The sequence below is a fragment of the Erythrobacter sp. Dej080120_24 genome (genome assembly GCF_036322605.1).
Lineage (GTDB): Bacteria > Pseudomonadota > Alphaproteobacteria > Sphingomonadales > Sphingomonadaceae > Erythrobacter > Erythrobacter aurantius.
Map to the genome: position 1 here is coordinate 2,472,959 of NZ_AP027262.1, position 24,170 is coordinate 2,497,128.

Sequence of the window (24,170 nt, forward strand, 5' to 3'; positions counted from 1 at the left end):
GTTGGCACTTGCACGCCCTGCCCCTTGCCAATCGGGCCTTGCGCGAATAGCCGCGCGTCAAAGCAGTCTGCCCGTTCAATTCCGCCACAAGGATCGCCTGCCATGGTCCCCCGTTATGCCCGCCCCGAAATGTCCGCCCTGTGGGAGCCGGAAGCCAAATTCCGCATCTGGTTCGAGATCGAGGCGCACGCCACGCAAAAGCTTGGCGAAATGGGCGTCGTCCCGGCCAGCGCGGGCAAGGCCTTGTGGGACTGGTGGGCGACCAATCCGAAGATCGACGTCGAGGCGATCGACGCGATTGAAGCCGTTACCAAGCACGACGTGATCGCATTCCTTACGTGGGTGGCCGAGCAGGTCGGCGACGAAGCGCGCTTCATGCATCAGGGCATGACTTCTTCCGACGTGCTCGACACGACGCTGGCGGTGCAGCTGGCGCGTGCCTCGGACATTTTGCTGGCCGATCTCGACGCGCTGCTGGCCGCGATCCGCACCCGCGCCGAAGAACACAAATACACCCCCACCATCGGCCGTAGCCACGGCATCCATGCCGAACCCGTTACCTTCGGGCTGAAGCTGGCGCAGGCCTATGCCGAATTTGACCGCTGCAAGCAGCGCCTGATCGCCGCGCGCGCCGAAATCGCGACCTGCGCGGTATCGGGCGCGGTCGGCACCTTCGCCAATATCGACCCGGAAGTGGAGGCCTATGTCGCCGAGCAACTGGGCCTGACCCCTGAGCCCGTCAGCACACAGGTGATCCCGCGCGATCGCCACGCGATGTACTTTGCCACGCTCGCGGTGATCGCTGGCAGTATCGAGCGGTTGGCGGTCGAAATCCGCCATTTGCAGCGCACCGAAGTGCTGGAGGCCGAGGAATATTTCTCGCCCGGCCAGAAGGGTTCAAGCGCCATGCCGCACAAGCGCAATCCGGTGCTGACCGAAAACCTCACCGGCCAGGCGCGCATGATCCGCGCCTATGCCATGCCCGCGCTGGAGAATGTCGCGCTGTGGCACGAACGCGATATCTCGCACTCCTCTGTGGAGCGCTACATCGGCCCGGATGCGACCATCGCGCTCGACTTCGCGCTCGCGCGGCTGACGGGCGTGGTCGAAAAGCTGCTGGTCTACCCCGACCGGATGCAGAAGAACCTCGATGCGATGGGGGGGCTTGTCCATTCGCAGCGCGTGCTGCTGGCGCTGACGCAGGCCGGCGTGAGCCGCGAGGATGCCTATCGTCTGGTTCAGCGCAATGCGATGAAGGTGTGGGAATCCTCGGGCGCGCTGTCGCTGCTCGATCTGCTCAAGGGCGACGAGGAAGTCACCGCCGCGCTGTCCGATGCCGAGCTGGAAGAGAAATTCGACCTCGAATACCACTTCAAGCACGTCGACACGATCTTTGCGCGGGTGTTCGGCTGACGCTGCTGGCTGGACTCGGGCGACAAAAGCCGTAGGTTTCCACCTGACGAGAACAGACCAAGAGGGGGTCGAAACCAGTGCAGATCATCCGCACCATTGTCTGGGTCCTGATCCTTTTCGGGATCATGACCTTTTCCTTTTTCAACTGGGACACGGTGGAGGTGAACCTGTGGGAGAACCTCGTGCTGGAAACCAAGGTTCCGGTGCTGGTTATCGTCGCCTTCCTGCTCGGCATCGTGCCCATGTGGTTGTACCACCGCAGCGTCAAATGGAGCCTTGGGCGGCGCATTCGCAGCCTAGAGGCCTCGATCAAATCGACGGCACTGGCGCATCGCGCTGAAACGCCGGCGCCGACCGCTGCCGCGCCTGTGGATAAGGCCGTGGATGAAGCGGCAAATCCTGAGGATATCCTTTCCCCCACACCGCCATCGACAGGTGACAATCCCGCATGAGCAATCCGGTCTACCTCGCGCTTGACGTTCCGCAGATCGAACCGGCCAAAGCGCTGATCGAAAAGGTCAAGGCGCATATCGGCGGGGTCAAGCTGGGGCTGGAATTCTTCTGCGCTCATGGCGGCCACGGCGTCCACGAGATTGCGCATATGGGTCTGCCGATTTTCCTCGACCTGAAATTCCACGACATCCCCAACACCGTTGCTGGCGCGATGCAGGCGATCCACGTCTATGAACCCGCGATCGTCACCGTCCATGCCAGCGGCGGGCGCGCGATGATGGAGGATGCCAAGGCCGCCGCTGCCGAAGGTTGCAAGGTTGTCGCCGTGACCATGCTCACCAGCCTTGACGAAACCGATCTTGCCCGTACCGGCGTATCGGGCACGCCGCATGATCACGTCATGCGCCTTGCCGAACTGGCGCATACCGCCGGACTCGATGGCATCGTGTGTTCGGGACAGGAAGTGAAAGAGGTGCGCCGCCAGTGGAAGGACGGGTTCTTCGTCGTCCCCGGCCTGCGCCCCGCCGGATCACTTACCGGAGATCAGAAGCGCACCGTCACCCCGCGACAGGCGCGCGACGATGGTGCGAGTGTGCTGGTGATCGGCCGCCCGATCAGCCGCGCCGAAGACCCCGAAGCCGCCGCCCGCGCGATCGAGGCGACGCTCTGACGATTACTGCGGTGCGGCCTCCGGCTCGTCCTCGATAATACGCTCCGGCAAGGTAATCGCGTCGGTCGGCACGGCGACGAAATTGGGCGAATCGACGTTCCAGCCCACCAGGCGCGTATCGTCCCCGCTGCCCTGGAAGGTGAAGGTTTCGGTGCCCTCACCTTTTTCAAACATCGTCTTCATCGTCACGACCGTTGATGTAACACCATTGTTGGTGTTGATGTTGAAGCCGGCGCGCTCACTCGAGGAAACCTTGCCCATCTTGTCCGTCACCAGTGCGACAAGCTGGTTCATCTCGTCAATCGAGGTAACCTCGCGAAATTCCTGCGACGTAAGCCCGTAAAGCGTGCGCGCATCGCCTTGGTTATAGGTTGCGTGCCATTTCTCGATCTTCGCCTCGGACTGCTCCAGCTGCGCCATCGGATTGCAGGCGGAAAGCAGCGCGGCGGCAAATGCGGCAAAAGCGATTCTGATAAACATGGCAGACCCCCGATATGATCGTTTCGCCCGCGTCGATCCTGCATATTGAGCCAAAGCGCAAGCGCATCCTTTCGCCTTCGCCTTTATGCGGTTAGGGCGTTGGCCATGCTGATAAAGATTTGCGGGCTTTCCACAAACGAAACCCTTGCCGCCGCGATCGACGCGGGCGCGACCCATGTGGGCCTCGTGCATTTCGAGCCGAGCCCGAGGCACGTCAGCCTTGAGGATGCCGCACGGCTGCGGGCGCAGGTGCCGCAAGGCGTCAAGGCGGTGCTGCTGCTGGTCAATGCCGATGTTGATACGACCGGGCGCGCCATTGATCTCGTCAAGCCTGACGTGGTGCAGTTTCACGGCAAGGAAACCCCCGAATGGATCGCCGCCGTCCGCACGCGGGCCGGGGTCGAGACGTGGAAAGCGCTGGGCGTGCGCAGCGCGGATACGCTGGCCAATGCCGCCCGGTTCGAAGGCGCGGTGGACCGCTTGCTGTTCGATGCCCCGCCGCCTGAAAAGGCCACCGCCCTGCCTGGCGGCAATGGCGTGGGCTTCGACTGGAGCCTGCTGAAAAATCATGCGCACCGCCTGCCCTGGGGCCTTGCCGGGGGGCTCAATCCCGCCAATGTCGCCGATGCCATCGCTGCGACAGGCGCGCCGCTGGTTGATGCTTCATCGGGACTTGAAAGCGCGCCGGGGATCAAGGATGTGGACTTGATCCGCGCCTTCTGCAAAGCCGCGCGCGAAGCTTGAGATTATTATGACCGAAAACACCCCTGTCCTTGGCCCTAACTCCTTCCGCACCCAGCCCGATGAACGCGGGCATTTCGGCGAATTCGGCGGACGCTATGTCGCCGAAACGCTGATGCCGCTGATCCTCGATCTGGAGCGGGAATATCGCGCGGCGCAGGCCGATCCGGCCTTTGCCGCCGAATTCGACGATCTGATGAAGCATTACGTCGGCCGCCCCTCCCCGCTCTATTTCGCGGAACGGCTGACGGAAGCTCTGGGTGGCGCGCAAGTCTGGTTCAAGCGCGACGAGCTCAATCACACCGGCGCGCACAAGATCAACAATTGCATCGGCCAGATCCTGCTGGCGAAGCGCATGGGCAAGACCCGCATCATCGCCGAAACCGGCGCAGGCCAGCATGGCGTCGCGACCGCGACCGTTTGCGCGCGCTTTGGCCTGCCTTGCGTGATCTACATGGGCGCAGAGGACGTGAAACGGCAATCGCCCAACGTCTTCCGCATGAAGCTGCTCGGCGCGGAAGTCGTCCCCGTCACCAGCGGCGGAGCGACCTTGAAGGACGCAATGAACGAGGGCTTGCGCGATTGGGTCGCGAACGTCCACGACACCTTCTACATCATCGGCACCGCCGCCGGGCCGCATCCGTACCCTGAGATGGTCCGCAATTTCCAGAGCGTGATCGGCACCGAAGCGCGCGAACAGATGCTGGATCGCGTGGGCCGCCTGCCCGATCTGCTGGTCGCCTGCATAGGCGGCGGATCGAACGCGCTGGGGCTGTTCCATCCCTTCCTCGACGATCCGGACGTGAAAATGCTCGGTGTCGAAGCGGCAGGCTACGGCCTCGACGGAGATCAGCACGCGGCAAGCCTTCTGGGCGGTTTCCCCGGCGTGCTTCACGGCAACAAGACCTATCTGTTGCAGGACGAGGACGGCCAGATCACCGAAGGCCATTCGATCAGCGCAGGGCTGGATTATCCCGGCATCGGGCCGGAGCACGCGTGGCTCAAGGAAACGGGCCGGGTCGAATACACCGCCGTCACCGATGACGAGGCACTCGACGGCTTCAAACTGCTGTGCCGCACCGAAGGCATCATCCCCGCGCTCGAACCCAGCCACGCCATCGCCGCCGTCGCCCAGCGCGCCAAGCAGATGCGCGAGGACGAGATCATCCTGATGAACCTGTGCGGACGCGGCGACAAGGACATCTTCACCGTGGCTGAAAAGCTGGGAGTTGAGATTTGAGCAAGCAAACCGCTGCTTTTGTTGCAATCGGTCTTTGCTCCTTGATCGTCCTTGTCAAGCAATGGCTCTTAGGGGATGAACATGAGGCTCCTTGGTTCGTTTGGATACCCATTCTTTGCGTGCTTGGATGGTCACTCTGGCAACTTCGTGAAAAGCCCGATCCCTCATCGAAAGCGTTCGACTTCAATCCGCGCCGAGGCATTTTGTTTTTCTTTCTTGGCTTCCTGATTTTCCCGTTGATGCTTGGGATAAATGCTTTGTTCGGGGCCGACATTTCGTTCTTGAATGCGAGCCTAGTCACGGTTGGCGGTTCGCTTTTCATCGGACTTGTAGGCACTTTCACTGAGCGTGTTGGTATATGACCCGCCTCACGACCATCTTCTCCGCCTCCCAAAAGCCCTCTCCCCTTCAGGGGAGAGGACTTAGTCCTGAACCGCTGTCCTACTCGCACCCAAGATGCCATAGAGCCGACATGACCAATGCCGCACCGCACCGCAATGATTCTAACCCCAGGACAGTGTTCCAAGTGTTCCATCCTGTAGGACTTCACACCCAGAAATGACCCGCCTCTCCACCACCTTCTCCGCTCCCCACCCCGCCTTTGTCGCCTTCGTCACCGCTGGCGATGGGGACACCGCCGCGAATCTGGACGCGCTTGTCGCGGGCGGCGCTGATGTGATCGAACTGGGGATGCCCTTCACCGATCCGATGGCCGATGGCCCTGCGATCCAGAGCGCCAATCTGCGCAGCCTAGGTGCAGGCACCAAGACCGCCGACGTGCTGCAAATCGCCGCCGATTTCCGCGCTCGTCACCCCGATGTGCCGCTGATCCTGATGGGATACGCCAACCCGATGATCCGGCGCGGCGCGGAATGGTTCGCCGATGCTGCGCACAAGGCGGGCGTTGATGGCGTCATCTGCGTCGACATTCCGCCGGAGGAAGACGGCGAGCTTGGCCCGGCCCTGCGCGCAAAGGGCATTGCCCCGATCCGCCTCGCCACCCCCACCACCGATGCGGCGCGTCTGCCGCAAGTGCTCGAAGGGTCAGGCGGGTTCCTCTATTACGTCTCCGTCGCCGGGATCACCGGTAAACAGCAGGCCGCAATCGATTCGATCGAAGGCGCGGTTTCGCGGATCAAGCAGCACACCGATCTGCCCGTCGCGGTCGGCTTTGGTGTGCGCACTCCGGAACAGGCCGCCGAGATCGCCAAGGTCGCCGACGGCGTCGTGGTCGGCTCCGCCTTCGTCGATCTGGTCGGGGAATTTGGCAAGGACGCCCCGGCCAAGCTACAAGAGCTGACTTCGGCCATGGTCACCGCCATGCGCGCCGCAGTCGCATAAGGGATTACGCATGAACTGGTTCACCCGCGTCCGCAATTCGCTCGGCTTTGGCGAGACGAAGAAGACGACCGAAAAAGACCTCTGGATCAAGTGCAAGAGCTGTCAGGAAATGCTCTTCGTCGCGGAGTATGAGGAAAACCTCAGCGTCTGCCCGCGTTGCGGCCATCACGGCCGGATCGGCGGCGATGCGCGGCTGCAACTGCTGCTGGACGAAGGGTTCGAGCTGTTGCCGCAGCCTCAGGTCGAGGAAGACCCGCTCAAGTTCAAGGACACCAAACGCTATACCGACAGGCTGAAGGCAGCGCGCGCGGCGAGCCCGCACGAAGACGCCTTTATCGTCGGATCGGGCGAGATCGAAGGGCATCCGGCGGTAGTCGGGGTGCAGGATTTCAGCTTCATGGGCGGTTCGATGGGCATGGCCGTGGGCATGGCCTTCTGCGCCGGGGCCGAACGCGCGCTTCGCCGCAAGTGCCCTTACATCGTTGTCACCGCAGCGGGCGGTGCGCGCATGCAGGAGGGAATTCTCTCGCTCATGCAGATGCCGCGTGCGACCGTGATGACGCGGCGGCTGAAGGCGGCGGGCCTGCCTTATATCGTGGTGCTGACCGATCCCACCACCGGCGGCGTCACCGCCAGCTATGCCATGCTGGGCGACATCCACATTGCAGAACCGGGCGCGCTCATCGGCTTTGCCGGCCAGCGGGTGATCCAGGACACCATCCGCGAGCAATTGCCCGAAGGGTTCCAGCGCGCGGAGTATCTCCACAAGCACGGCATGGTCGACATGGTCGTGCCGCGCCACGATCTGAAAGCGACGCTGGCGCAGGTGATCGATTATCTGCAACCGGCCGACGCGGCTGCCTAGTTCCCCATGGACTTTGGCCGTTCGGACGATCCGCGTGTTCAGGCGCAGCTGGATCGCCTGTCCGCATTGAGCGTCCCGCAAGGGCGGCTGGGGCTGGAGACGATCACCGCGCTGATGGAGCGGCTGGGCAATCCCCACCGCAAGCTGCCGCCGGTGTTCCATGTCGCGGGGACGAACGGCAAGGGATCGACCTGCGCGTTCCTGCGGGCGATGCTGGAGGCCGAAGGATACCGCGTCCACGTCACCACCAGCCCGCATCTGGTGCGCTATAATGAGCGGATCAGGCTGGCGGGCCGGCTGATCGAGAACGGGCCGCTGGCGGAGTTGCTGGAGGAGGTTCTCGATGCAGGCGAGGACCTCGGCCCGAGCTTCTTCGAAGTCACCATCGCCGCCGCGTTCCTCGCCTTTTCGCGCACCCCTGCCGATGCCTGCGTGGTCGAAGTCGGCATGGGCGGGCGCTTCGATGCGACCAATGTGCTGGAGCCGGAGGTGCTTGCGGCATGCGGGATTGCCGCACTGGGGCTGGATCACGAACGGTTCCTGCTGGCGCCAGAGGAAGGCGTGCCGACCGAACCGATGGCGCGGATCGCGTTCGAGAAAGCGGGGATCGCGAAGAAGGGCGTGCCGTTGGTGACCTTCGACTACGACGGCGATGAAGCGGCGCACTCGATCAATCTCGTGGCCAGGCAGCAAGGCGCTCACCTCTTTGCACGGGATACGGGAGAATGGCCATGGTCTATCTCTCATTATGGAAGCGATACGATCACATACTCGGACTATCGCGGACCAAACGGAAGCCGGTTTCGCTGCGAGTTTCCTGCTCCCTCGCTCAAGGGCAGGCACCAGGCCGAAAACGCCGGTCTGGCGATTGCGATGCTGCGCCATCAAGATCGCGTGACTGTTACGGAAGCCGGCATCGCGCGAGGCCTGACCGAGGCCAGCTGGCCAGCCCGCCTGCAACGTCTTTCTCCCGGTCCCTTGACAGGATCACGAGAAGTCTGGCTCGATGGGGGCCACAATCCAAGCGCGGCACATGAGCTTTGGATGTTCATGGTGGAGCATGTCGTCATCCCTGCGATGAAGCCGTTCCACCTGATTATCGGAATGCTCGAAAGCAAAAATGCATCTGCGTTCCTGAACCGAGAAGACCAGATGTTTTCAGAGATTCTGGCTAGCGTAACCGTCGTCCCGGTTCCCAACCACGACAGCCACCCTGCCAGCGCTTTCGGCCCCGATGCCGTGGAGCGCACGGACCTCGAAGAGGCAATGCTCAACCTGCCCGATGATGGCTACGCTGTGCTGATCGCCGGATCGCTCTACCTCGCGGGCGAAGCGCTGCGGCTCAACGACGAGGTGCCGGACTAACCCTCGTCCGGCGCGGGTTCCGTCCCTGCCGTGCCCATCGCCTCATCGACAAGCCCGGTGCGCATCATCCACCAGAACAGGATGATGCCGGGGAATGCCAGCACGGTGGTGAGCAGGTAGAAGTTCACATAACCCAACGCCTCGATCAGCGAACCGGCGGTCGTGCCCGTCAGCAATCGCCCGACGATGCTCGCGCCCGCGCTGATCAGCGCATATTGCGCCGCCGTGAACCTCAGATCGCACAGCGCGGAGAAATAGGCGACCACGACCACACCGCCATAGCCGCTGGCGAAATTCTCGAACCCGATCGCCGCTGCCATGCCGATGTTCGAATGCCCCACCGCCGCGAGCGCGGCAAAGCTGACGTTGGAGATCGCCATCAGGATTAGCGCGATTAGCACCGATTTCTTGAGGCCGAGCTTGGCGTAGATGATCCCGCCGATGAACACCCCGATGATCAGCGCCCAGAAACCGACGCCGACATCGTAGATCGCGATCTCGTCATTGGTATAGCCGAGGTCTTCGAACAGCAGACGGAAAGTGAGGTTTGCCAGCGTGTCGCCGATCTTGTGGACGAGGATGAACAGCAGCACCAGCCAACCGCCGTTGCGCCCCAGAAACTCGATGAAGGGATCGGCAATCGCGCGCATTTTCTGCGGGATCGTGGATCGCTCCGCCGGAGGGCGATGGCGTGGCGGCTCGCCCAGGATCAACGCTGTCAGCATCGCCGGAAGCGCGAACACCGAACAGGCCATGTAGGCAATCGACCAATCCGTCCGCGCCGCGACCACCAGCGCCAATGCGCCCGCCCCGGCAGCGCCGATGCGCCAGCCGTACTGGCTCATCCCCGACCCGACGCCGAGTTGATAGGGCTTGAGCGTCTCGATCCGGTAGGCGTCGATAATGATATCGAATGTCGCGCCAGCAGCGCCAAGCATGATCGCCGACACCGCGACCCATGCGATATCCTGTTTCGGGTCCGCCAGCGCGAGGTTGAACACCGCTGCGATCACCAGCACGCCGACAACCAGCATCCAGGACACACGAAGCCCCAATCGGCCGATCACCGGAAGCCGAACCGAGTCGACAATCCACGCCCACAGCCATTTGAAATTGTAGCTGAGGAAGACGAGGGTGAAGGCGGTGACGGTCGATTTATCGATCCCGTCCTGCGCCAATCGGGTCGTCAAGGTCGCGGCGAGCAGCGCGAAGGGAAATCCCGAGGACACGCCGAGGAAGAAAGCGGCGAGCGATTCCTTCTCCAGATACGGCTTGATCGCGCCCCACAGGCCCGGCTCTTGGGTTGCGCCGCTCTCGCTCATGCAGCCATGTCCTTTTGAATATCCCGATTTCGTGCAACACTACGCTTCGATGAGAGGGATAGGGAAGCCGCAATGAACGCGCCCACAACAGATTTACCCAGATTGCGACCCACGCCGGGCCAGTTGGCTCTTGCGGAAGCTGTAAGGGACGGATGCAGCCGCGAAACCGATGTGATCGGCAGCGTGCCTGCCAGCTGTTACACCGACCCTGCGCATTTCGCGCTGGAAAAGGCACGGCTGTTCGACCGTCTGCCGCAGGTGCTGGTGCCAAGCGCGCTCTTGCCCGATCCGGGTATGGCGGTGCCGCATGATGCGACCGGCCGCCCGCTGCTGATCACGCGCGACGGAGAAGGCAAAGCCCACGTCTTCCTCAACGTCTGCCGCCATCGCGGGACAAGGCTGGTCGAAGGCGGCGAGGTGCAATGCGCCAAGCGGCTTGTCTGCCCCTATCATGCGTGGACATACAAGCTGGATGGAAGCCTGCTCGCCCTGCCCCGCCCCGAAACCTTCCCCGGCATGGAAAAAGGCGATTACGGTCTGGTGGAACTGCCCAGCCTCGAAGCCGGGGGATTGATCTGGTTCTCCCCTGACGCAGAAGCCGATTTCTCCGACGCGGCCAAGGTGAGCGAGGATTTCACCGCTTTCGGAATGCCTGATGCGCACCTGTTCCGGCGCAAGACCCACACGGTCAAAGGCAATTGGAAGCTGATCATGGATGCCTTTCTCGAAAGCTACCATGTCACCCGGCTGCACGCGAACACCATCGGGCCGTTCTTCAAGGACGGGATCACCAGTGGCGACGCGATCGGGCCGCACATGCGTTCTGCCGTGGGCCGGCTGGAGGAGATGGAAGGCGTCGATCTGAACGACATGGCGCAGCTTCGCCGCGTGATTACCTTCGCCTATCAGCTGTTCCCCGGCACGGTGATCGTCCCCAGCCCCGATTACGTGAATGTCATGGTGCTGATGCCGCAGGCGCATGATCTGACGCTGGTTGAGGATTTCATGCTGATCCCCGAGGAACCGCAAACCGACAAGGCAAAGGATCACTGGGAACGCAGCTGGAAACTGCTCGATGGCGGCGTTTTCGCCAGTGAGGATTTCCGCGCGGCCGAACTTGGCCAGCAGGGGCTGGAATCGGGTGCGGTGAAGGAAATCACGCTCGGCACGCTCGAAGGCGGGATCGCGCGGTTTGATGCGATTGTGCAGGACGCGCTGAACGCCTAAGGCGCAGCGCATGCCAACCAACCCCAAACAGTCTGACGACCGCCCCGAGGGCGACCGCATCGCGAAACTGCTCGCCCGCGCCGGTGTCGCCAGCCGCCGCGAGATCGAGCGGATGATCGCTGACGGACGCATCACCCTCAACGGCAAGCCGGTGGAAACCCCGGCAACGTTCCTGCACGATCTCAAAGGGGTCAGCGTCGATGGCAAGCCGGTCGCCGGGCCGGAGCCGGCACAGCTTTTCGCCTTTCACAAGCCCACCGGGCTTATCACGGCGGAGCGCGACCCCGCCGGCCGCGCGACGATCTACAGCGCGCTGCGCAATGCCCTGCCCAAGGATACGCCCCGGCTGATGCCGATCGGCAGGCTCGACCTCAATACGGAGGGGCTCTTGCTGCTGACCAATGACGGCGGGCTGAAACGGCAGATGGAACTGCCATCATCCGGCATACCGCGCACCTATCGCGCGCGCGCCTTTGGCGAAGTGTCGCAGGAACAGCTCGAAGACCTGATCGAAGGGGTGGAGATCGACGGCGTGCGCTACGGCTCGATCGACGCCAATCTCGAACACGGCAGTTCGGGCAAGAACAACTGGATCGAAATGACCATCACCGAAGGCAAGAACCGCGAGGTGCGCCGGGTGCTGGAATATCTCGGCCTGAAGGTAAACCGCCTGATCCGCATCGCCTATGGGCCCTTCCTGCTTGGCGATCTGCCGCGTGGGCAGGCAGCGCGGATCAAGAAGGGCGATCTGGATCGCTTCGTGAGCAGCCTCAAAGGGGCGAAGCGCTGATGCGGATCATTGCGGGCGAATGGCGCGGTCGCAAACTGGTCGCGCCCAAGGGCGGCGAAACGCGCCCAACGGCTGATCGCACGCGCGAGGCGCTGTTTTCGATGCTTATGAGCCGGCTGGGCAGTTTCGAGGAACTGCGCGTTGCCGACCTTTTCGCAGGTTCCGGCGCTTTGGGGCTGGAGGCATTGTCACGGGGCGCGGCGCATTGCCTGTTCGTGGAGCAGGACCGCGATGCCCTCGCCGCGATCAAGGCCAATATCGACACGCTGGGCGCCCGTTCGCGCACCACCATCGACAGCGGTTCGGTGATGGGTCTGCGCCCCCCGCGCGAGGCGGTGGACCTGTTACTGCTTGACCCGCCCTATCGCAGCGGCGCTGGCGAAGTCGCGCTCGACCGAATGCTGCGACTGGGCTGGATCAACGATGCGACATGGATCGCGCTGGAAACCGCGTTCGACGAAGAGCCGGAGATCAAGGGTCTGGATGTCGATACCTCGCGCAAGATCGGCAAAGGCCGGATCACCCTGATGCGCAAAGGTGCCGAAGCCGCCTGAAGCAGCGGGGGAGAACCCGCAAAGCACCGGGTTGCGCGGCAATAACTTGTTCTCTACCTGTTCACATTGCACCATGACTACTCCTGCCCCCCTTCCCCCCGGCTCCGATGCCGCTGTCCCGGCCTATGCCGCGCGGCTCAACCCGCCCCAGCGCGAAGCGGTGCTGAAGACGGAAGGGCCGGTGCTGATGCTGGCAGGAGCGGGCACAGGCAAGACCGCGGCGCTGACAGCGCGCCTCGCGCATCTGGTAGCGACAGGCCGCGCATGGCCCAGCCAGATCCTGTGCGTCACCTTCACCAACAAGGCGGCGCGCGAGATGCGCGAGCGTGTGGGTCAGCATCTTGGCCCGGCCAGCGAAGGGATTCCGTGGCTCGGCACCTTCCATTCGATCTGCGCCAAGATGCTGCGCCGTCACGCCGAACTGGCGGGCTTGCAGAGCAATTACACGATCATCGACACCGACGATCAGCTGCGGTTGTTGAAGCAGCTTATCGCCGACAATGATCTTGATGAGAAACGCTGGCCCGCGCGCCAGCTCGCCGGATTGATCGACCGCTGGAAGAACCGGGGGCTGAACCCCGACGATCTCGATGCGATGGAAAACGAAGCCTACGCCAATGGCAAGGGTGCGGCCATGTACGGGCTGTATCAGGATCGGCTGAAGGCGCTCAATGCCTGCGATTTCGGCGATCTGATGCTGCATATGCTCAACATCTTCCGCAAACATTCCGATGTGCTGGCGGAATACCAGCAGCGCTTCCACTACATTCTGGTCGACGAATATCAGGACACCAATGCGGTGCAGTACCTGTGGCTGAGGCTGCTGGCACAGGCGCACAAGAACATCTGCGTGGTTGGCGATGATGACCAGTCGATCTATTCATGGCGCGGCGCAGAAGTCGCCAATATCCTTCGGTTTGAAAAGGATTTTCCCGGCGCCCACGTGGTGCGTCTGGAGCAGAATTACCGTTCCACCCCGCATATTCTGGGCGCGGCATCCGGCCTGATCCGGGCCAATAGCGAACGGCACGAAAAGACGCTGTGGACCGAGGCAAACGGCGGCGACAAGGTGCGCGTCATCGGCGTGTGGGACGCACCCGAGGAAGCCCGCCGGGTGGGCGAGGAAATCGAACGCCTCGAAGGCGAAGGCGCGCCTCTCAATGAAGTCGCAATCCTTGTGCGCGCACAATACCAGACCCGCGAATTCGAAGACCGCTTCATCCAGACGGGCATCAATTACCGGATCATCGGCGGTTTCCGCTTCTACGAACGCGCTGAAATCCGCGACGCACTCGCCTATCTGCGGGTGATCGCCCAGCCGCAGGACGATCTGGCGTTCGAGCGTATCTACAACCAGCCCAAGCGTGGGCTGGGTTCGAAAACGCTCGAAAAAATGCACAGCCACGCCCGCCGCGTGAACCTGCCGCTGGCCGCAGCCGCGCTGGAGCTGGCCGACAGCGACGAATTGCCCAAGCGCGCGGCCAGCACCATCGGCGGTTTGCTGCGGCAATTCCTCGCCTGGCGGCAAGCGGCCGAGGAAATGACGCCGGCTGACCTGCTGCGACTGGTGCTGAAAGAATCGGGCTACAACGCCATGCTTTCCGCTGATCGCAGCGCCGAAAGCGCAGGCAGAGCCGAAAACCTCTCCGAGCTTGCCCGCGCGATGGAGGAATACGAAACGCTGGGCGATTTCCTCGAACATGTCAGCCTCGTCATGGACAATGATCGCAGCGACGAGGAAGAAACCGTCACGATCATGACGATCCACGCGGCCAAGGGGCTGGAATTCGATCATGTGTTCTGCGTCGGCTGGGAGGAAGGCGTCTTCCCCTCGCAGCGGGCCATCGACGAAGGCGGCCTTGCCAGCCTGGAGGAAGAACGCCGCCTTGCCTATGTCGCGATCACCCGCGCGCGGCGACGCTGCATGATTTTCCACGCGGCAAACCGGCGCATCTACGGCCAATGGGTCAGCTCGATCCCTTCACGCTTCATCGAGGATTTGCCGGAGGAGCATATCGAACAGGAATCGACCATGACGGGCGGTGCCTCGCTGTGGCGCGCCAACTGGTCGGAGAACGAAGACCCCTTCGCTCATGTGGCAAGGGATCGCCCGGATCGCGCCCAGACCCGCGGCCCCGGCTGGCGCCGCGCCGTCGCCACCGGATACGAGCCGCAACAGAAACGCCTCGCCGAACCGGGCCGCAGCGCCGCCAGCTTTGCTGCCAAACCGCGTTCCGACATCGCTATCGGCGCAATGGTGCATCACGACAAATTCGGCACCGGCTGCGTCATTGATCAGGAAGGCAACAAGCTGACCATCCAGTTCGAGGAAGCGGGTGAAAAGCGGGTGATCGACAGCTTCGTCAAAGTGGTGGGCTGACCGCCAAGCGCAAAAAAGGGGGGCGCCGGCTTGAGACAATTTCTGTTCTTTTTGGTCATTCTGGCCGGGTTGTACGCTCCTGCGAATGCCCGAACCGCCGCCATTCATGCCTTTGCCGCTGAAAGCTGGGAGGAATCGGGCGCGCCGGGCGCGGCCTATGCCGTGATCGAAGGCGATGCGAGCAAGGCCGAAGGGTTCGGCGTGGCGCAAGCGGGCGGCGAATTGGCCGTTTCGCCCGACACTCCGTTCCGGATCGGTTCGATCACCAAGAGCTTCACCGCGTTGGCGATCATGCAACTGGCCGAAGCAGGCGCGCTCACCATTGATGATCCGGTGAGCGATCACCTGCCAGAGATGCGCAACAACGCGGCACGCTCGATCACTCTGCGCCAGTTGCTCAGCCACACCAGCGGTTTTTCGACGATTCAGGGCAACGCGCTGCACGATCAAAGCGGGGAACTGCCCCCTACCCTTGCCGCCCTCGCCGCCAGCCTTGGTGAGCAAGGCACGGCCTATCCGCCCGGCACGCGCTGGGAATATTCGAACGCGAATTACCAGATCCTCGGCGCGGTGATCGAGGCGGTCAGCGGAAGCGGATACGAGGATTACGTCCGCAACCGGATTTTCGCTCCGCTCGGCCTTTCGTCGGGGACGTTTGCCTACACCGAGACGCCCAAAGGCGCCGCCATCGGCCACCGCCCGTGGTTTGGCGGACACCGCGCCTTCGACGATCACGGCGATTCGCGCCTCAATGCATCGGCAGGGGGCATTCTGATGAGCGCGCGCGATCTCGCGACCTATCTCGCGGTGATGATGAACGGGCAAAGCGATGTCCTGAGCGCCGAAGGCAAGGCGCGGATGCTGCAACCGGCAAGCGAGGCAGCACCCTTCTATGGCCTCGGCTGGTTCCTCGATTCCGCGACGGGCAGCGCCTTTCACGGCGGGCTTGTCCCCGGCAGCGAGGCATTGGCAACCATGATCCCGGCCCAGCGCAAGGGGGTGGTTGTGCTGGTCAACACCAATGGCGGGATCGGCTTTGGCGAAAGCGTCGATTTGCGCGAAGGAGTGACGGCATTTGCGCTTGGGCGTGAGTATTCAGGCTCAGGGTCACGATGGGGGCCGAAGACGGCCTATCTCTCGGTCATGCTGCTGCCGCCGTTCTTTGTCCTCGCCATCATCTGGGGGTGGATGCGTCGCAGGGAAATCCTGGCTAAGCGGACGAACACCGCCGGATTGTTCAGCCTGTGGTTCCCGCTCGCCGCGATGCTCGCCCTCGCCTTCGTCCTGATCGCGGTGATCCCGCAAATGTTTGGCGGCTCGATCGCGACGATCCTTTTGTATCAGCCCGATTTCGGGGCAGGCATGGTCGCAGCGGCCATACTCGCGCCGGTTTGGGCGCTGTTCAGGCTGGTGCTTGCATATCTGCCTTCGCGGCCAGCCCCGGCCTGATCCTCGATAAACGCACAGCGGAGGTATGAACGCCATGCCCGATCTGTCCCGTATCGCTCTGGCGCTCTCACCCATCCTGCTTGCGACCCTGTCGACTGCGCTTCATGCGCATCCCGACCACGAGAGGGAAACGGCATCGCAGTGCATCCTGCCGCCGAGCTGGAGCGCGGTCGCTGCGCGCGATCCGCAATTCGTGGTCTTTGGCGAAACCCACGGGACCAACGAAGCCCCCGCTTTCGTATCCGATCTGGTCTGCGCGCTCGCCGCGCGGGGCGACAAGGTGCTGCTGGCGGTTGAGCACGGCTCAACTTACGACGCCGGATGGCAGGAAGCCTGGGCCCTGCCCAAAGAGCAATCCCGCGATGCGGTGCTGCAGCATGGTTGGCAGGGTCGTGAAGACGGCGTGGCAAGCATCGCTATGCTCGACCTGATTGTCCGGGCGCACGCCTTAAAGGAAGGTGGCGCGAACATCGGCATTGTCGCCTTCAACGGCGCCCGCGATGACGATCAGCGATCCCGGTTTGCCGACCTGCCCAGCCAAGGCCCGCATGAAGCCGCTCAGGCAGAAAACATCGCTGAGGCGGCTGCCAGTGACTATTACGACACCGTCATCGTCCTTGTCGGCAGTCTGCACGCCATGAAAGCGCCCACCAGCATCGGCGGCCCGGAGTTCGATCCCATGGCAGCGCGACTGGCCTCCTATGGCCCGGTCGCAACCCTCGTCATGAAGCATGGTGACGGATCGTCATGGAGCTGCCAGCTGTCGGAGGATGCGGAGTTCGTGCCCGGTCAGCCGCTGCCTCAAATTGCAGTGGTGTGCGCCGATCACCCGGCCGGGGGCAGGGACGATTTAGAGGGCGAGCCCTATGTTTCGCTCACAATGCCGCAAGACGATGCGACGCGCGGGTTGTATGACGGCTTTTTCTGGGTCGGCCCGATTACCGCTTCACCGCCGGCTTTCCCGGCAGAGGAGTAGCTCTCAACCCAGCCCGACGTCGAGGAAACCTGGCTTCGGCCCGTTCCATTCGCCTGCGGGCACCGGCTCGTCATCCTCGTCGCGGTGACGGTTGCGGCTTTGCCGTTCTGGCTTGGCGCTGCGATCTTCGCGTTCGCGCTTTTCCCGGCGCGGTTTGCGGGTGCTTTCGGCGCTTTCATCGCCCTCGCTGCTGCGACGGCGGCTTTCGCGCTTGGGCTTTTCCTCCGGCTCAGGCTCGCTGCCCGGCTGCGCCAGCTCGACGCGCACGTCTTCCTTGCCGAACACCTTGATTTTGGCCCCGGTCAGCTTTTCGACATTGGCGATCGCTTCGGCATCTTCACCCGATACTAAGGTGAAGGCGCGCCCCTTGGCCCCGGCGCGGCCCGTGCGGCCGATGCGATGGACGTAATCATCCGGGTGCCACGGCGTGTCGAAATTGAAGACGTGGCTCACACCCTTGATGTCGAGCCCGCGCGCGGCGACGTCGGATGCGACAAGGATATTGACCTCGCCCTTCTTGAACCGGTCCAGTTCCTTCAGCCGCGAACTCTGGTCCATGTCGCCGTGGATTTCGCTGCTGGCAAAGCCGTGGCGCTGCAGGCTCTTGTTGAGTTCGCGCACGGTGGTCTTGCGGTTGGCGAAGATGATCGCGGTTTCGACGTGGTCGTTCTGCAGCAGCCAGCGCAGCGTCTCGCGCTTCTTGCGCGCATCCACCGGAATCTTGAACGCGGTGATATCCTTGTTCGTCGTCGCCGCGCGCGCCGTTTCGATCCGCTTTGGATTGCTCAGGAATTTCTTTGCCAGCTTTTCAATCGGCGCGGGCATCGTGGCCGAAAACAGCATGGTCTGGCGGGTTTCGGGCAGTTTCGAGCAGATGAATTCGATGTCGGGGATGAAGCCCATGTCGAGCATCCGGTCCGCTTCATCGATCACCAGCAATTCGCAGCCGTTGAGCAGGATCTTGCCACGCTCGAACAGGTCCATCAGGCGGCCTGGCGTGGCGATCAGAACGTCGACGCCTTCGTTAAGGGCCTTCACCTGATCGCCCATCTGCACGCCGCCGATAAGCAGCGCCATTTTCAGGTCGTGATTGGCGCCGTATTTCTCGAAATTCTCGGCCACCTGCGCGGCAAGTTCGCGCGTCGGTTCAAGGATCAGCGAACGCGGCATCAGCGCGCGGCGGCGACCGGCGGCCATCACATCGATCATCGGCAGGACGAAGCTGGCGGTCTTGCCCGTGCCGGTCTGGGCGATGCCGATAATGTCCTTCATCATCAGGATCGCGGGGATGGCTTCGGCCTGGATCGCGGTCGGCTCGGTATAGCCCGCGTCCTCCACGGCTTTGAGCAATTCGGGTGAAAGGCCGAGATCGGCGAATGTCATGTAAGTCAGAATGTCCGGATAGCGGGCGATGCGGGCATCGCCGGGATTTGTCGCGCCAGAAGGGAACGCCCGCTGACAGCGAGGCTGCGCTTGGCGAAAATAAGGGAAAAAGTCAAGAAATGCGCCCGTGGGACGCAGCGGGGAACGTCAGTCGTTCACGGCGACCAGCTGGCGCATCCGTTCCACCTCGCAGCGCGCACCGCTGCGTGACTGCAATTCGTCCCTGTCGACGCAGATCTGGCCGTCCTCGCTCTTTTCGACATAGAATCCGGAATAGAACTCCCGTGCGCGGCAGGCCCGTTCGAGGTTCACGCTGACGATACGATTGTCATTGAGGAACAGCAGCAGCCGGTTGCCATTACCGGTCTGCACCCCGGAAATCCGGTTTACCGGCAGGCAGCGTTCCATCTCGCGCTCTTCGAAACGCGTGGTGAGCCCGCGCGTCGGCAATTGCGCGAGCAGGCTGTTGCGGTTCGCCTCAGGCTGCGGGGAAATGCGGATGATGACGCGTTGTTCGATGCGGAATTGCCGCCATTCCTGTCCCCCGTGGAATGCGTCCAGCGGGTTGGCCGTTTCGGACGCGACCGGGAATGCAGGCGAAAGGGGAGCCTCTGGCGGTTGCTCGTAATCAGGGCCAACAGCCGGAACAAACACTACCCCCTGCCCCATCAAGGGCAGCATCAACGCCAGCGGCGCGATATAGGCAATGAAACTCGGCATGGGGGTTTTCCGAGATGTCCTTTGGGGCTGTTGCTCAGTCGCTGTCTGATCAACCAGCTAGCAAGAGCGATTGAACGCTGGCTTAACTGTCGCCATCTTGCCAGCCCGCAGCATGGACAATGCTGGTGCATTAGCGGCGAAGTGTGGCAAGGAGGCAACAATGACGACACAGACTCGCACCCGCGATTCCTTTCTAGCCGATGCCTCGGCGCTGCTTGGCCCCAAGGGGATTTCGACCGCGCCCGAAGACATTTCCCCATGGCTGACCGATTGGCGGGGTCGCTACACTGGCCGGGCGATCGCCCTCGCCTCGCCTGCCTCGACGCAGGAAGTCGCCGAGCTGGTGAAGCTTTGCGCGAAACACCACGTGCCGATCGTTCCGCAAGGTGGCAACAGCGGCATGGCGGGCGGCGCGACGCCGGATGACAGCGGCACGGCAGTGCTGCTTTCGCTGCGGCGGATGAACGCGATCCGATCGCTTGATGCGGGCGCGGGTCAGGCGGTGTGCGAAGCGGGCGTGATCCTTCAAACCTTCCACGAGGCTGCAGACAATGCGGGATTGCGGTTCCCCCTGACGCTGGGCGGCAAAGGTTCGGCCACCATCGGCGGGCTGGTGTCGACCAATGCCGGGGGCACGCAGGTGCTGCGCCACGGCACGATGCGCGCGCAAGTGCTTGGGATCGAGGCGGTTCTGGCCGACGGCAGCGTCTTCAACGGGCTGACAGCTTTGAAAAAGGACAATCGGGGTTTCGACCTCAAGCAATTGCTGATCGGGTCCGAAGGCACGCTGGGCATCGTCACCGCGGCAAACTTGCGGTTGCTGCCTGCCACGCGATCGCGCGTGACGGCATGGGTCGGCCTGCCCTCGATCATCGATGCGCGGACGCTCTTGCGCCGGGTGGACCGGGCTTTGGGCGATACGCTCGAAGGTTTCGAAGTCGTCCCCGCCCATTGCCTTGACAGCGTTTTGGCGCATCTGCCTGACGCACGCAGCCCGCTCGGCACGCGCCACGCATGGAATGCGCTGATCGAATGCGTGGCAAGCGACGCGGATGATGCGAGTTTGCGCGAAAGGCTCGAGACCGCGCTGGCTCAGGCCGCCGAGGAAGGCTTGCTCGAAGACGCGGTAATCGCCGCGAACGAGCGGCAGGCGGAAGATTTCTGGCTGCTGCGCGATTCCATATCCGGCGCCGAACGCGCGCTTGGCCCGGCAATGCAGCACGATATCTCTGTTCCGGTGGAGCGGATGCCCGAATTCATCCTTGCCGCATCCCCCGCCATCGAAAGCGAGTTCGCAGGAACAACCGCCGTCGCCTTCGGCCATCTGGGTGATGGCAATGTGCATTTCCATGTGCTCGCGCCAAAGGGTGCAACGCCGGGGAAATGGGAAGACGGCGAAGGCAAGGCAATCAGCGCGAGGGTGTATGATCTCGTGACGGAGGCGGGCGGATCAATCAGCGCGGAACACGGCATCGGCCAGATGAAAGTCGGTGAACTTGGTCGTCTCGGCGATCCGGTGGCGCTTTCGATGATGCGCAGCGTCAAGGCCGCGCTCGATCCGCTTGGCCTGCTCAATCCGGGCAAGCTGGTGCCGCCATCGGACGGATGACACCCGCCCCTTTGCACCCCCCGCTTGCACAGGCGCGGATCAACGCCTAAAGCCCCCGCATCCGGCGCGTGGGGGTGCGCGAGAGCAATCGTCCCCGTATGCCGCGACCACCAGTTTTCATCCGCTATTTCTCGGAGACATTTCCATGGCCACCGCGCCGCAGCCGCAACTTCCGCTGTTCTATAAAGACCTGCTTCCGCTCAACAGCCGCGATCATGCCGACTGGAAGGTTACCAGCTTCCAGGATGCAGGTTTCCTTGCAAACACCCATGCGATTCCGCTGACGGTTGACGAATTCGTCGACGCGCAGCGCGATTATCCGATCGTGTTCACCGCAGGCGACAACCCGCTGCCGATCGCGCTGATGGGCCTGAACGAAGGCGTCAACACCTTCATCGACGACAACGGCAAGCTTGAAGCGGGCGTCTATGTCCCCGCCTACATCCGCCGCTATCCGTTCCTGCTGGCCAAGCTGACCCGCGAAAGCGACGACATGTCGCTGTGCTTCGATCCGCAGTCGGGCGTCGTCGGCAAGCATGACGAAGGCCAGGCGCTGTTCGACGGCACCACGCCGAGCGACTACACCAATGGCGTTCTGGAATTCTGCAAGCGGTTCGAAGAATCGGGCCAGCGCACCAAGGCGTTCATGGACGAGCTGAAGAAGCATGACGTGCTGATGGACGGCGAAATCGCCATCACCCGTAACGACATGCCCGACAAGCCGTTCGTCTATCGCGGTTTCCGCATGATCGACGAAAACAAGCTGCGCGAATTGCCGACCGAAGCGGTCGAAGCGCTCAACAAGAACGGCATGCTGATGCTGATGCACGCGCAACTGTTCTCGATGAACCTGATGCGCACCCTGTTCGAACGCCAGGCCCGCCAGGGCAAGGTTCCGGCGATGAACGAGGCTGCACCGGCAGGTAACGCCTGATACGGGGCATCTCCCCATCGGGGAACAATTCTGACTGAACATCGACGGGGGTCCTGCGGGTTGAACGCAGGGCCCCCGTTTCCTATTTATTCGTTGCAGGCAGGTACCCCCTCATGACCTGTCTGTGGAACGGTGCCTTCGGGCCCATTCCTCCCTGAACCTGGCCACCTCGTGCTTGCCCCCTAAATCGCGCGAGGTGGCTTTTTCTTTCGGTTTCCCCGAAATTTGCGGCTGTGGCGGGCAGACGCCCCGACACCAGCCTCCTGCCTATTCGGCTGCCTGCGCGGTTTCGTCCCTCGCACCCAATGCCGCCGTATGCGCACCCAGTTCCCGCACCAACCCGGCCAGCATCCGCGCCAGCGGAGCCATCGCCGCGGTCGGCTGTGACAGGGCATCATCGAGATAGGTTGATCGGCACAATTCGATCTGCATCGCGTGGATGCCTCGCGCAGGTTTGGCGTGGCGGTCCAGCACGTAGCCACCCGAATAGGGGCGGTTATGCGCGGCAACACAGCCCTGCTGCTCCAGATAGGCAAATGCGCGGGTCATCAACCCATTGTCGCAGGATGCGCCGAACCTGTCGCCCAGCACGATCTGCGGCGCGATCTCTTCCCCGTCCCTGCCGCCTGCTTGAAGGCGCAAGGGCGGCATCGAATGCAAGTCGATCAGCAGCACCGCCCCCCATGCGTCGCGGATGCGCGTCAATTCGCGTTCGAGGAACAGGTGATAGGGGCGATGGATTTCATCAATCCGGCGATCCAGCTCCGCGCGCGGCAGGCGGTGGCGCCAGATTTCGCCGAAGCCCGGCAGGCGGCGCGGCACCAGCCCCAGCCCGCTGCGCGCGCGGGCATTGGTGCCCGCGATATGCGGCTGCGGCTTTGTGGCACGGCGCGAAGGCCCTTCGATCATTTCCCAGTCGATATCGTCATGCGCCCGGTTGAGATCGAGCATCGCGCGCGGCGCGTGCGCCACCAGCAGGCTGGTGCCTGTCGCGCGGGCAATCTCCACCCCTACCGAATCGACATGGCGATCCTCCAGCCGCAATTGCGACAGCGGCGCGTCGCGCATCAGATTCAGCGTCGCTTCGGGATAGACCCGCCCCGCATGCGGTACGGCGATCACCACCGGCAAGGGCATGGAACGCGGCGCGACATGGACGAAGGCCGGCAGAATACGTCCCTTTTCGTCACGCTCGGTCGCGCTGATCGCTCCCCCGCGCGTCGTCAGGAGTTCCGCCTGTCTGTCGGCACCTGTTGGGATGAGATCGTCATTACCGGGGATGGAATGCATGATGAGCGGTGCTGCCCTGTTTGCTTGCGCGTGTCAAAACATGACAGCGCGGTTCATTCGAGATGGTTCCGGCGTCTCAAAGCTGGCCAATACCGTATTGCGGGAAAGATTTCTTAAGCCCGAGCGTGTAAAGGCCGATGCCATGACAGCGACTCCCGCCCCCACCCACCGCATCCTTTTGGCCGAAGACGACAATGCCATGCGCACCTATCTGGAGCGGGCCCTGGAAAATGCCGGCTACAGCGTCGTCAGTGTCGATCGCGGCACCGATGCCTTGCCGTTGCTGGAGGCTGAGAGTTTCGACCTGCTGCTGTCCGACATCGTGATGCCGGAAATGGACGGGATCGAACTGGCTCAGCGGTGCGCGGAAATCAGCCCGCGAACCAAGGTGATGTTCATTACCGGCTTTGCTGCCGTGTCCTTGCGCGCGAGCCGCGAACAGCCGCACGCGAAGGTTCTTTCCAAGCCGTTCCACTTGCGCGATCTGGTGCTGGAGGTGGAGCGCGTGTTTGACGATGCGCGCGAGGCGAGCCTGAGGTAAGAGAATTATCGGGTGACGCGGCGCGAATCGCTTGCACAGCGCAATCGCATTCGCTAACGCGCCGCTTCCGCTTTCACCACGAAGCGGGGTTTTGATGGTACGGGCGTATAGCTCAGTGGTAGAGCACTGTGTTGACATCGCAGGGGTCGGGAGTTCAACTCTCTCTACGCCCACCATCGAAAAGGGGCCACGGCCCGATCAAGGCACCGCGACTGCGGTGCCTTTTTCGTTGCGCAACCGCATTCCTGAGGCTCGCTTTCCTACTGCTGCGGCCTTCGAATATGCTTACGGAATGTCATCACACCTGCGCCTTTTCCCGAATCCCGCACCCTGTGCCTATGGCGGCAGGACAGGGGGCAAGGTTTTTTCCTTCAGGACAGTGTTCCATCTGTTCCATCCTGTAGGATTTGCGAAGCACTCGCACCCC

The 24,170-nt window shown here is 62.8% G+C and carries 23 protein-coding genes and 1 tRNA gene; 19 read left to right on the forward strand and 5 right to left on the reverse strand.

Features of this window, described 5'->3' with window-relative positions:
* Positions 1-102: 102 nt before the first annotated feature.
* From purB to pyrF, 3 genes are all read left to right on the forward strand, one after another.
* Entirely contained in the window at positions 103-1,413 is a 1,311-nt protein-coding gene (gene purB, locus AABA34_RS11845; RefSeq protein WP_338302798.1) for an adenylosuccinate lyase, read from the forward strand.
* Between the two features lie 77 nt (positions 1,414-1,490).
* Entirely contained in the window at positions 1,491-1,865 is a 375-nt protein-coding gene (locus AABA34_RS11850) for a DUF1049 domain-containing protein (protein ID WP_338302799.1), read from the forward strand.
* Positions 1,862-2,536: an orotidine-5'-phosphate decarboxylase gene (gene pyrF / locus AABA34_RS11855; protein ID WP_338302800.1), complete on the forward strand. Its 675-nt coding sequence runs from the start codon at positions 1,862-1,864 to the stop codon at positions 2,534-2,536. Before AABA34_RS11850 ends, pyrF begins: the two co-directional genes overlap by 4 nt.
* Positions 2,537-2,539: 3 nt before the next feature.
* Here pyrF and AABA34_RS11860 read toward each other — a convergent pair whose 3' ends face one another.
* Positions 2,540-3,016 carry a hypothetical protein gene (locus tag AABA34_RS11860; RefSeq protein WP_338302801.1) on the reverse strand — a complete coding sequence of 159 codons (477 nt, stop codon included), beginning with the start codon at positions 3,014-3,016 and terminating at the stop codon, positions 2,540-2,542.
* Positions 3,017-3,121: 105 nt separating this feature from the next.
* Between AABA34_RS11860 and AABA34_RS11865 the strand changes: the two genes are divergently transcribed.
* The 6 genes from AABA34_RS11865 (at position 3,122) to AABA34_RS11890 (ending at position 8,568) form a co-directional block, all read left to right on the forward strand.
* Positions 3,122-3,760 carry a phosphoribosylanthranilate isomerase gene (locus AABA34_RS11865; RefSeq protein ID WP_338302802.1) on the forward strand — a complete coding sequence of 213 codons (639 nt, stop codon included), beginning with the start codon at positions 3,122-3,124 and terminating at the stop codon, positions 3,758-3,760.
* A gap of 7 nt (positions 3,761-3,767) precedes the next feature.
* Positions 3,768-4,997 (forward strand): tryptophan synthase subunit beta, encoded by a 1,230-nt coding sequence (gene trpB, locus AABA34_RS11870; protein WP_338302803.1) that lies wholly within the window; start codon positions 3,768-3,770, stop codon positions 4,995-4,997.
* A complete protein-coding gene (locus AABA34_RS11875; RefSeq protein ID WP_338302804.1) occupies positions 4,994-5,359 on the forward strand; it encodes a hypothetical protein in 366 nt (121 codons plus the stop codon). The genes trpB and AABA34_RS11875 overlap by 4 nt, the downstream gene beginning before the upstream one ends.
* Before the next feature lie 196 nt (positions 5,360-5,555).
* Positions 5,556-6,338: a tryptophan synthase subunit alpha gene (gene trpA, locus AABA34_RS11880; RefSeq protein ID WP_034954361.1), complete on the forward strand. Its 783-nt coding sequence runs from the start codon at positions 5,556-5,558 to the stop codon at positions 6,336-6,338.
* A gap of 10 nt (positions 6,339-6,348) precedes the next feature.
* The gene (gene accD / locus AABA34_RS11885) at positions 6,349-7,203 is read left to right on the forward strand and encodes an acetyl-CoA carboxylase, carboxyltransferase subunit beta (RefSeq protein ID WP_338302805.1); all 855 of its coding nucleotides are present in this window, start codon (positions 6,349-6,351) and stop codon (positions 7,201-7,203) included.
* 6 nt (positions 7,204-7,209) lie between these two features.
* Positions 7,210-8,568 carry a bifunctional folylpolyglutamate synthase/dihydrofolate synthase gene (locus AABA34_RS11890; RefSeq protein WP_338302806.1) on the forward strand — a complete coding sequence of 453 codons (1,359 nt, stop codon included), beginning with the start codon at positions 7,210-7,212 and terminating at the stop codon, positions 8,566-8,568.
* On the opposite strand, the gene AABA34_RS11895 is transcribed toward AABA34_RS11890, so the two are convergent.
* Positions 8,565-9,890 carry an AmpG family muropeptide MFS transporter gene (locus AABA34_RS11895; protein WP_338302807.1) on the reverse strand — a complete coding sequence of 442 codons (1,326 nt, stop codon included), beginning with the start codon at positions 9,888-9,890 and terminating at the stop codon, positions 8,565-8,567. The two genes, AABA34_RS11890 and AABA34_RS11895, sit on opposite strands and share 4 nt — an antisense overlap.
* A 72-nt stretch (positions 9,891-9,962) precedes the next feature.
* Here AABA34_RS11895 and AABA34_RS11900 point away from each other — a divergent pair, with 72 nt between their 5' ends.
* The 6 genes from AABA34_RS11900 to AABA34_RS11925 all read left to right on the forward strand — a co-directional run bounded on the left by AABA34_RS11900 (position 9,963) and on the right by AABA34_RS11925 (position 17,266).
* Positions 9,963-11,117 carry an aromatic ring-hydroxylating oxygenase subunit alpha gene (locus AABA34_RS11900; protein ID WP_338302808.1) on the forward strand — a complete coding sequence of 385 codons (1,155 nt, stop codon included), beginning with the start codon at positions 9,963-9,965 and terminating at the stop codon, positions 11,115-11,117.
* Between the two features lie 10 nt (positions 11,118-11,127).
* Positions 11,128-11,907 carry a pseudouridine synthase gene (locus AABA34_RS11905; RefSeq protein ID WP_252258050.1) on the forward strand — a complete coding sequence of 260 codons (780 nt, stop codon included), beginning with the start codon at positions 11,128-11,130 and terminating at the stop codon, positions 11,905-11,907.
* Positions 11,907-12,461: a 16S rRNA (guanine(966)-N(2))-methyltransferase RsmD gene (rsmD, locus tag AABA34_RS11910; RefSeq protein WP_338302809.1), complete on the forward strand. Its 555-nt coding sequence runs from the start codon at positions 11,907-11,909 to the stop codon at positions 12,459-12,461. The genes AABA34_RS11905 and rsmD overlap by 1 nt, the downstream gene beginning before the upstream one ends.
* A gap of 73 nt (positions 12,462-12,534) precedes the next feature.
* The gene (locus AABA34_RS11915; protein WP_338302810.1) at positions 12,535-14,841 is read left to right on the forward strand and encodes an ATP-dependent helicase; all 2,307 of its coding nucleotides are present in this window, start codon (positions 12,535-12,537) and stop codon (positions 14,839-14,841) included.
* 30 nt (positions 14,842-14,871) lie between these two features.
* Entirely contained in the window at positions 14,872-16,290 is a 1,419-nt protein-coding gene (locus AABA34_RS11920; RefSeq protein ID WP_338302811.1) for a serine hydrolase domain-containing protein, read from the forward strand.
* Between the two features lie 34 nt (positions 16,291-16,324).
* Complete coding sequence (locus AABA34_RS11925; protein WP_338302812.1) at positions 16,325-17,266, forward strand: hypothetical protein; 942 nt, start codon at positions 16,325-16,327, stop codon at positions 17,264-17,266.
* Positions 17,267-17,269: 3 nt separating this feature from the next.
* Here AABA34_RS11925 and AABA34_RS11930 read toward each other — a convergent pair whose 3' ends face one another.
* Both AABA34_RS11930 and AABA34_RS11935 read right to left on the reverse strand, forming a co-directional pair.
* Positions 17,270-18,649: a DEAD/DEAH box helicase gene (locus AABA34_RS11930; RefSeq protein ID WP_338302813.1), complete on the reverse strand. Its 1,380-nt coding sequence runs from the start codon at positions 18,647-18,649 to the stop codon at positions 17,270-17,272.
* 147 nt (positions 18,650-18,796) lie between these two features.
* The gene (locus tag AABA34_RS11935) at positions 18,797-19,369 is read right to left on the reverse strand and encodes a hypothetical protein (RefSeq protein ID WP_252258055.1); all 573 of its coding nucleotides are present in this window, start codon (positions 19,367-19,369) and stop codon (positions 18,797-18,799) included.
* A 160-nt stretch (positions 19,370-19,529) separates the two neighbouring features.
* Between AABA34_RS11935 and AABA34_RS11940 the strand changes: the two genes are divergently transcribed.
* The gene (locus tag AABA34_RS11940) at positions 19,530-20,978 is read left to right on the forward strand and encodes an FAD-binding oxidoreductase (protein WP_338302814.1); all 1,449 of its coding nucleotides are present in this window, start codon (positions 19,530-19,532) and stop codon (positions 20,976-20,978) included.
* 145 nt (positions 20,979-21,123) lie between these two features.
* Positions 21,124-21,912 (forward strand): SapC family protein, encoded by a 789-nt coding sequence (locus AABA34_RS11945; RefSeq protein ID WP_034954378.1) that lies wholly within the window; start codon positions 21,124-21,126, stop codon positions 21,910-21,912.
* Positions 21,913-22,179: 267 nt separating this feature from the next.
* Here AABA34_RS11945 and AABA34_RS11950 read toward each other — a convergent pair whose 3' ends face one another.
* A complete protein-coding gene (locus AABA34_RS11950) occupies positions 22,180-23,202 on the reverse strand; it encodes an N-formylglutamate amidohydrolase (RefSeq protein ID WP_252258058.1) in 1,023 nt (340 codons plus the stop codon).
* Positions 23,203-23,344: 142 nt separating this feature from the next.
* Here AABA34_RS11950 and cpdR point away from each other — a divergent pair, with 142 nt between their 5' ends.
* Both cpdR and AABA34_RS11960 read left to right on the forward strand, forming a co-directional pair.
* On the forward strand, positions 23,345-23,743 hold the full coding sequence (cpdR, locus tag AABA34_RS11955; RefSeq protein ID WP_034954380.1) for a cell cycle two-component system response regulator CpdR: 399 nt from the start codon (positions 23,345-23,347) through the stop codon (positions 23,741-23,743).
* Between the two features lie 101 nt (positions 23,744-23,844).
* Positions 23,845-23,919 (forward strand) — tRNA-Val (locus AABA34_RS11960).
* Positions 23,920-24,170: the final 251 nt, after the last annotated feature.

What these genes read in the sequence shown, in the direction of transcription:
- AABA34_RS11925 (WP_338302812.1), top strand. Translation starts at nt 16,325, where the DNA reads ATGCCCGATCTGTCCCGTATCGCTCTGGCGCTCTCACCCATCCTGCTT.
- AABA34_RS11945 (WP_034954378.1), top strand. Translation starts at nt 21,124, where the DNA reads ATGGCCACCGCGCCGCAGCCGCAACTTCCGCTGTTCTATAAAGACCTG.
- AABA34_RS11935 (WP_252258055.1), bottom strand. Translation starts at nt 19,369, where the DNA reads ATGCCGAGTTTCATTGCCTATATCGCGCCGCTGGCGTTGATGCTGCCC.
- AABA34_RS11900 (WP_338302808.1), top strand. Translation starts at nt 9,963, where the DNA reads ATGAACGCGCCCACAACAGATTTACCCAGATTGCGACCCACGCCGGGC.
- AABA34_RS11895 (WP_338302807.1), bottom strand. Translation starts at nt 9,890, where the DNA reads ATGAGCGAGAGCGGCGCAACCCAAGAGCCGGGCCTGTGGGGCGCGATC.
- purB (WP_338302798.1), top strand. Translation starts at nt 103, where the DNA reads ATGGTCCCCCGTTATGCCCGCCCCGAAATGTCCGCCCTGTGGGAGCCG.
- AABA34_RS11905 (WP_252258050.1), top strand. Translation starts at nt 11,128, where the DNA reads ATGCCAACCAACCCCAAACAGTCTGACGACCGCCCCGAGGGCGACCGC.
- trpB (WP_338302803.1), top strand. Translation starts at nt 3,768, where the DNA reads ATGACCGAAAACACCCCTGTCCTTGGCCCTAACTCCTTCCGCACCCAG.
- AABA34_RS11865 (WP_338302802.1), top strand. Translation starts at nt 3,122, where the DNA reads ATGCTGATAAAGATTTGCGGGCTTTCCACAAACGAAACCCTTGCCGCC.
- cpdR (WP_034954380.1), top strand. Translation starts at nt 23,345, where the DNA reads ATGACAGCGACTCCCGCCCCCACCCACCGCATCCTTTTGGCCGAAGAC.
- AABA34_RS11940 (WP_338302814.1), top strand. Translation starts at nt 19,530, where the DNA reads ATGACGACACAGACTCGCACCCGCGATTCCTTTCTAGCCGATGCCTCG.
- pyrF (WP_338302800.1), top strand. Translation starts at nt 1,862, where the DNA reads ATGAGCAATCCGGTCTACCTCGCGCTTGACGTTCCGCAGATCGAACCG.
- trpA (WP_034954361.1), top strand. Translation starts at nt 5,556, where the DNA reads ATGACCCGCCTCTCCACCACCTTCTCCGCTCCCCACCCCGCCTTTGTC.
- AABA34_RS11915 (WP_338302810.1), top strand. Translation starts at nt 12,535, where the DNA reads ATGACTACTCCTGCCCCCCTTCCCCCCGGCTCCGATGCCGCTGTCCCG.
- AABA34_RS11950 (WP_252258058.1), bottom strand. Translation starts at nt 23,202, where the DNA reads ATGCATTCCATCCCCGGTAATGACGATCTCATCCCAACAGGTGCCGAC.
- accD (WP_338302805.1), top strand. Translation starts at nt 6,349, where the DNA reads ATGAACTGGTTCACCCGCGTCCGCAATTCGCTCGGCTTTGGCGAGACG.
- rsmD (WP_338302809.1), top strand. Translation starts at nt 11,907, where the DNA reads ATGCGGATCATTGCGGGCGAATGGCGCGGTCGCAAACTGGTCGCGCCC.
- AABA34_RS11860 (WP_338302801.1), bottom strand. Translation starts at nt 3,016, where the DNA reads ATGTTTATCAGAATCGCTTTTGCCGCATTTGCCGCCGCGCTGCTTTCC.
- AABA34_RS11930 (WP_338302813.1), bottom strand. Translation starts at nt 18,649, where the DNA reads ATGACATTCGCCGATCTCGGCCTTTCACCCGAATTGCTCAAAGCCGTG.
- AABA34_RS11890 (WP_338302806.1), top strand. Translation starts at nt 7,210, where the DNA reads ATGGACTTTGGCCGTTCGGACGATCCGCGTGTTCAGGCGCAGCTGGAT.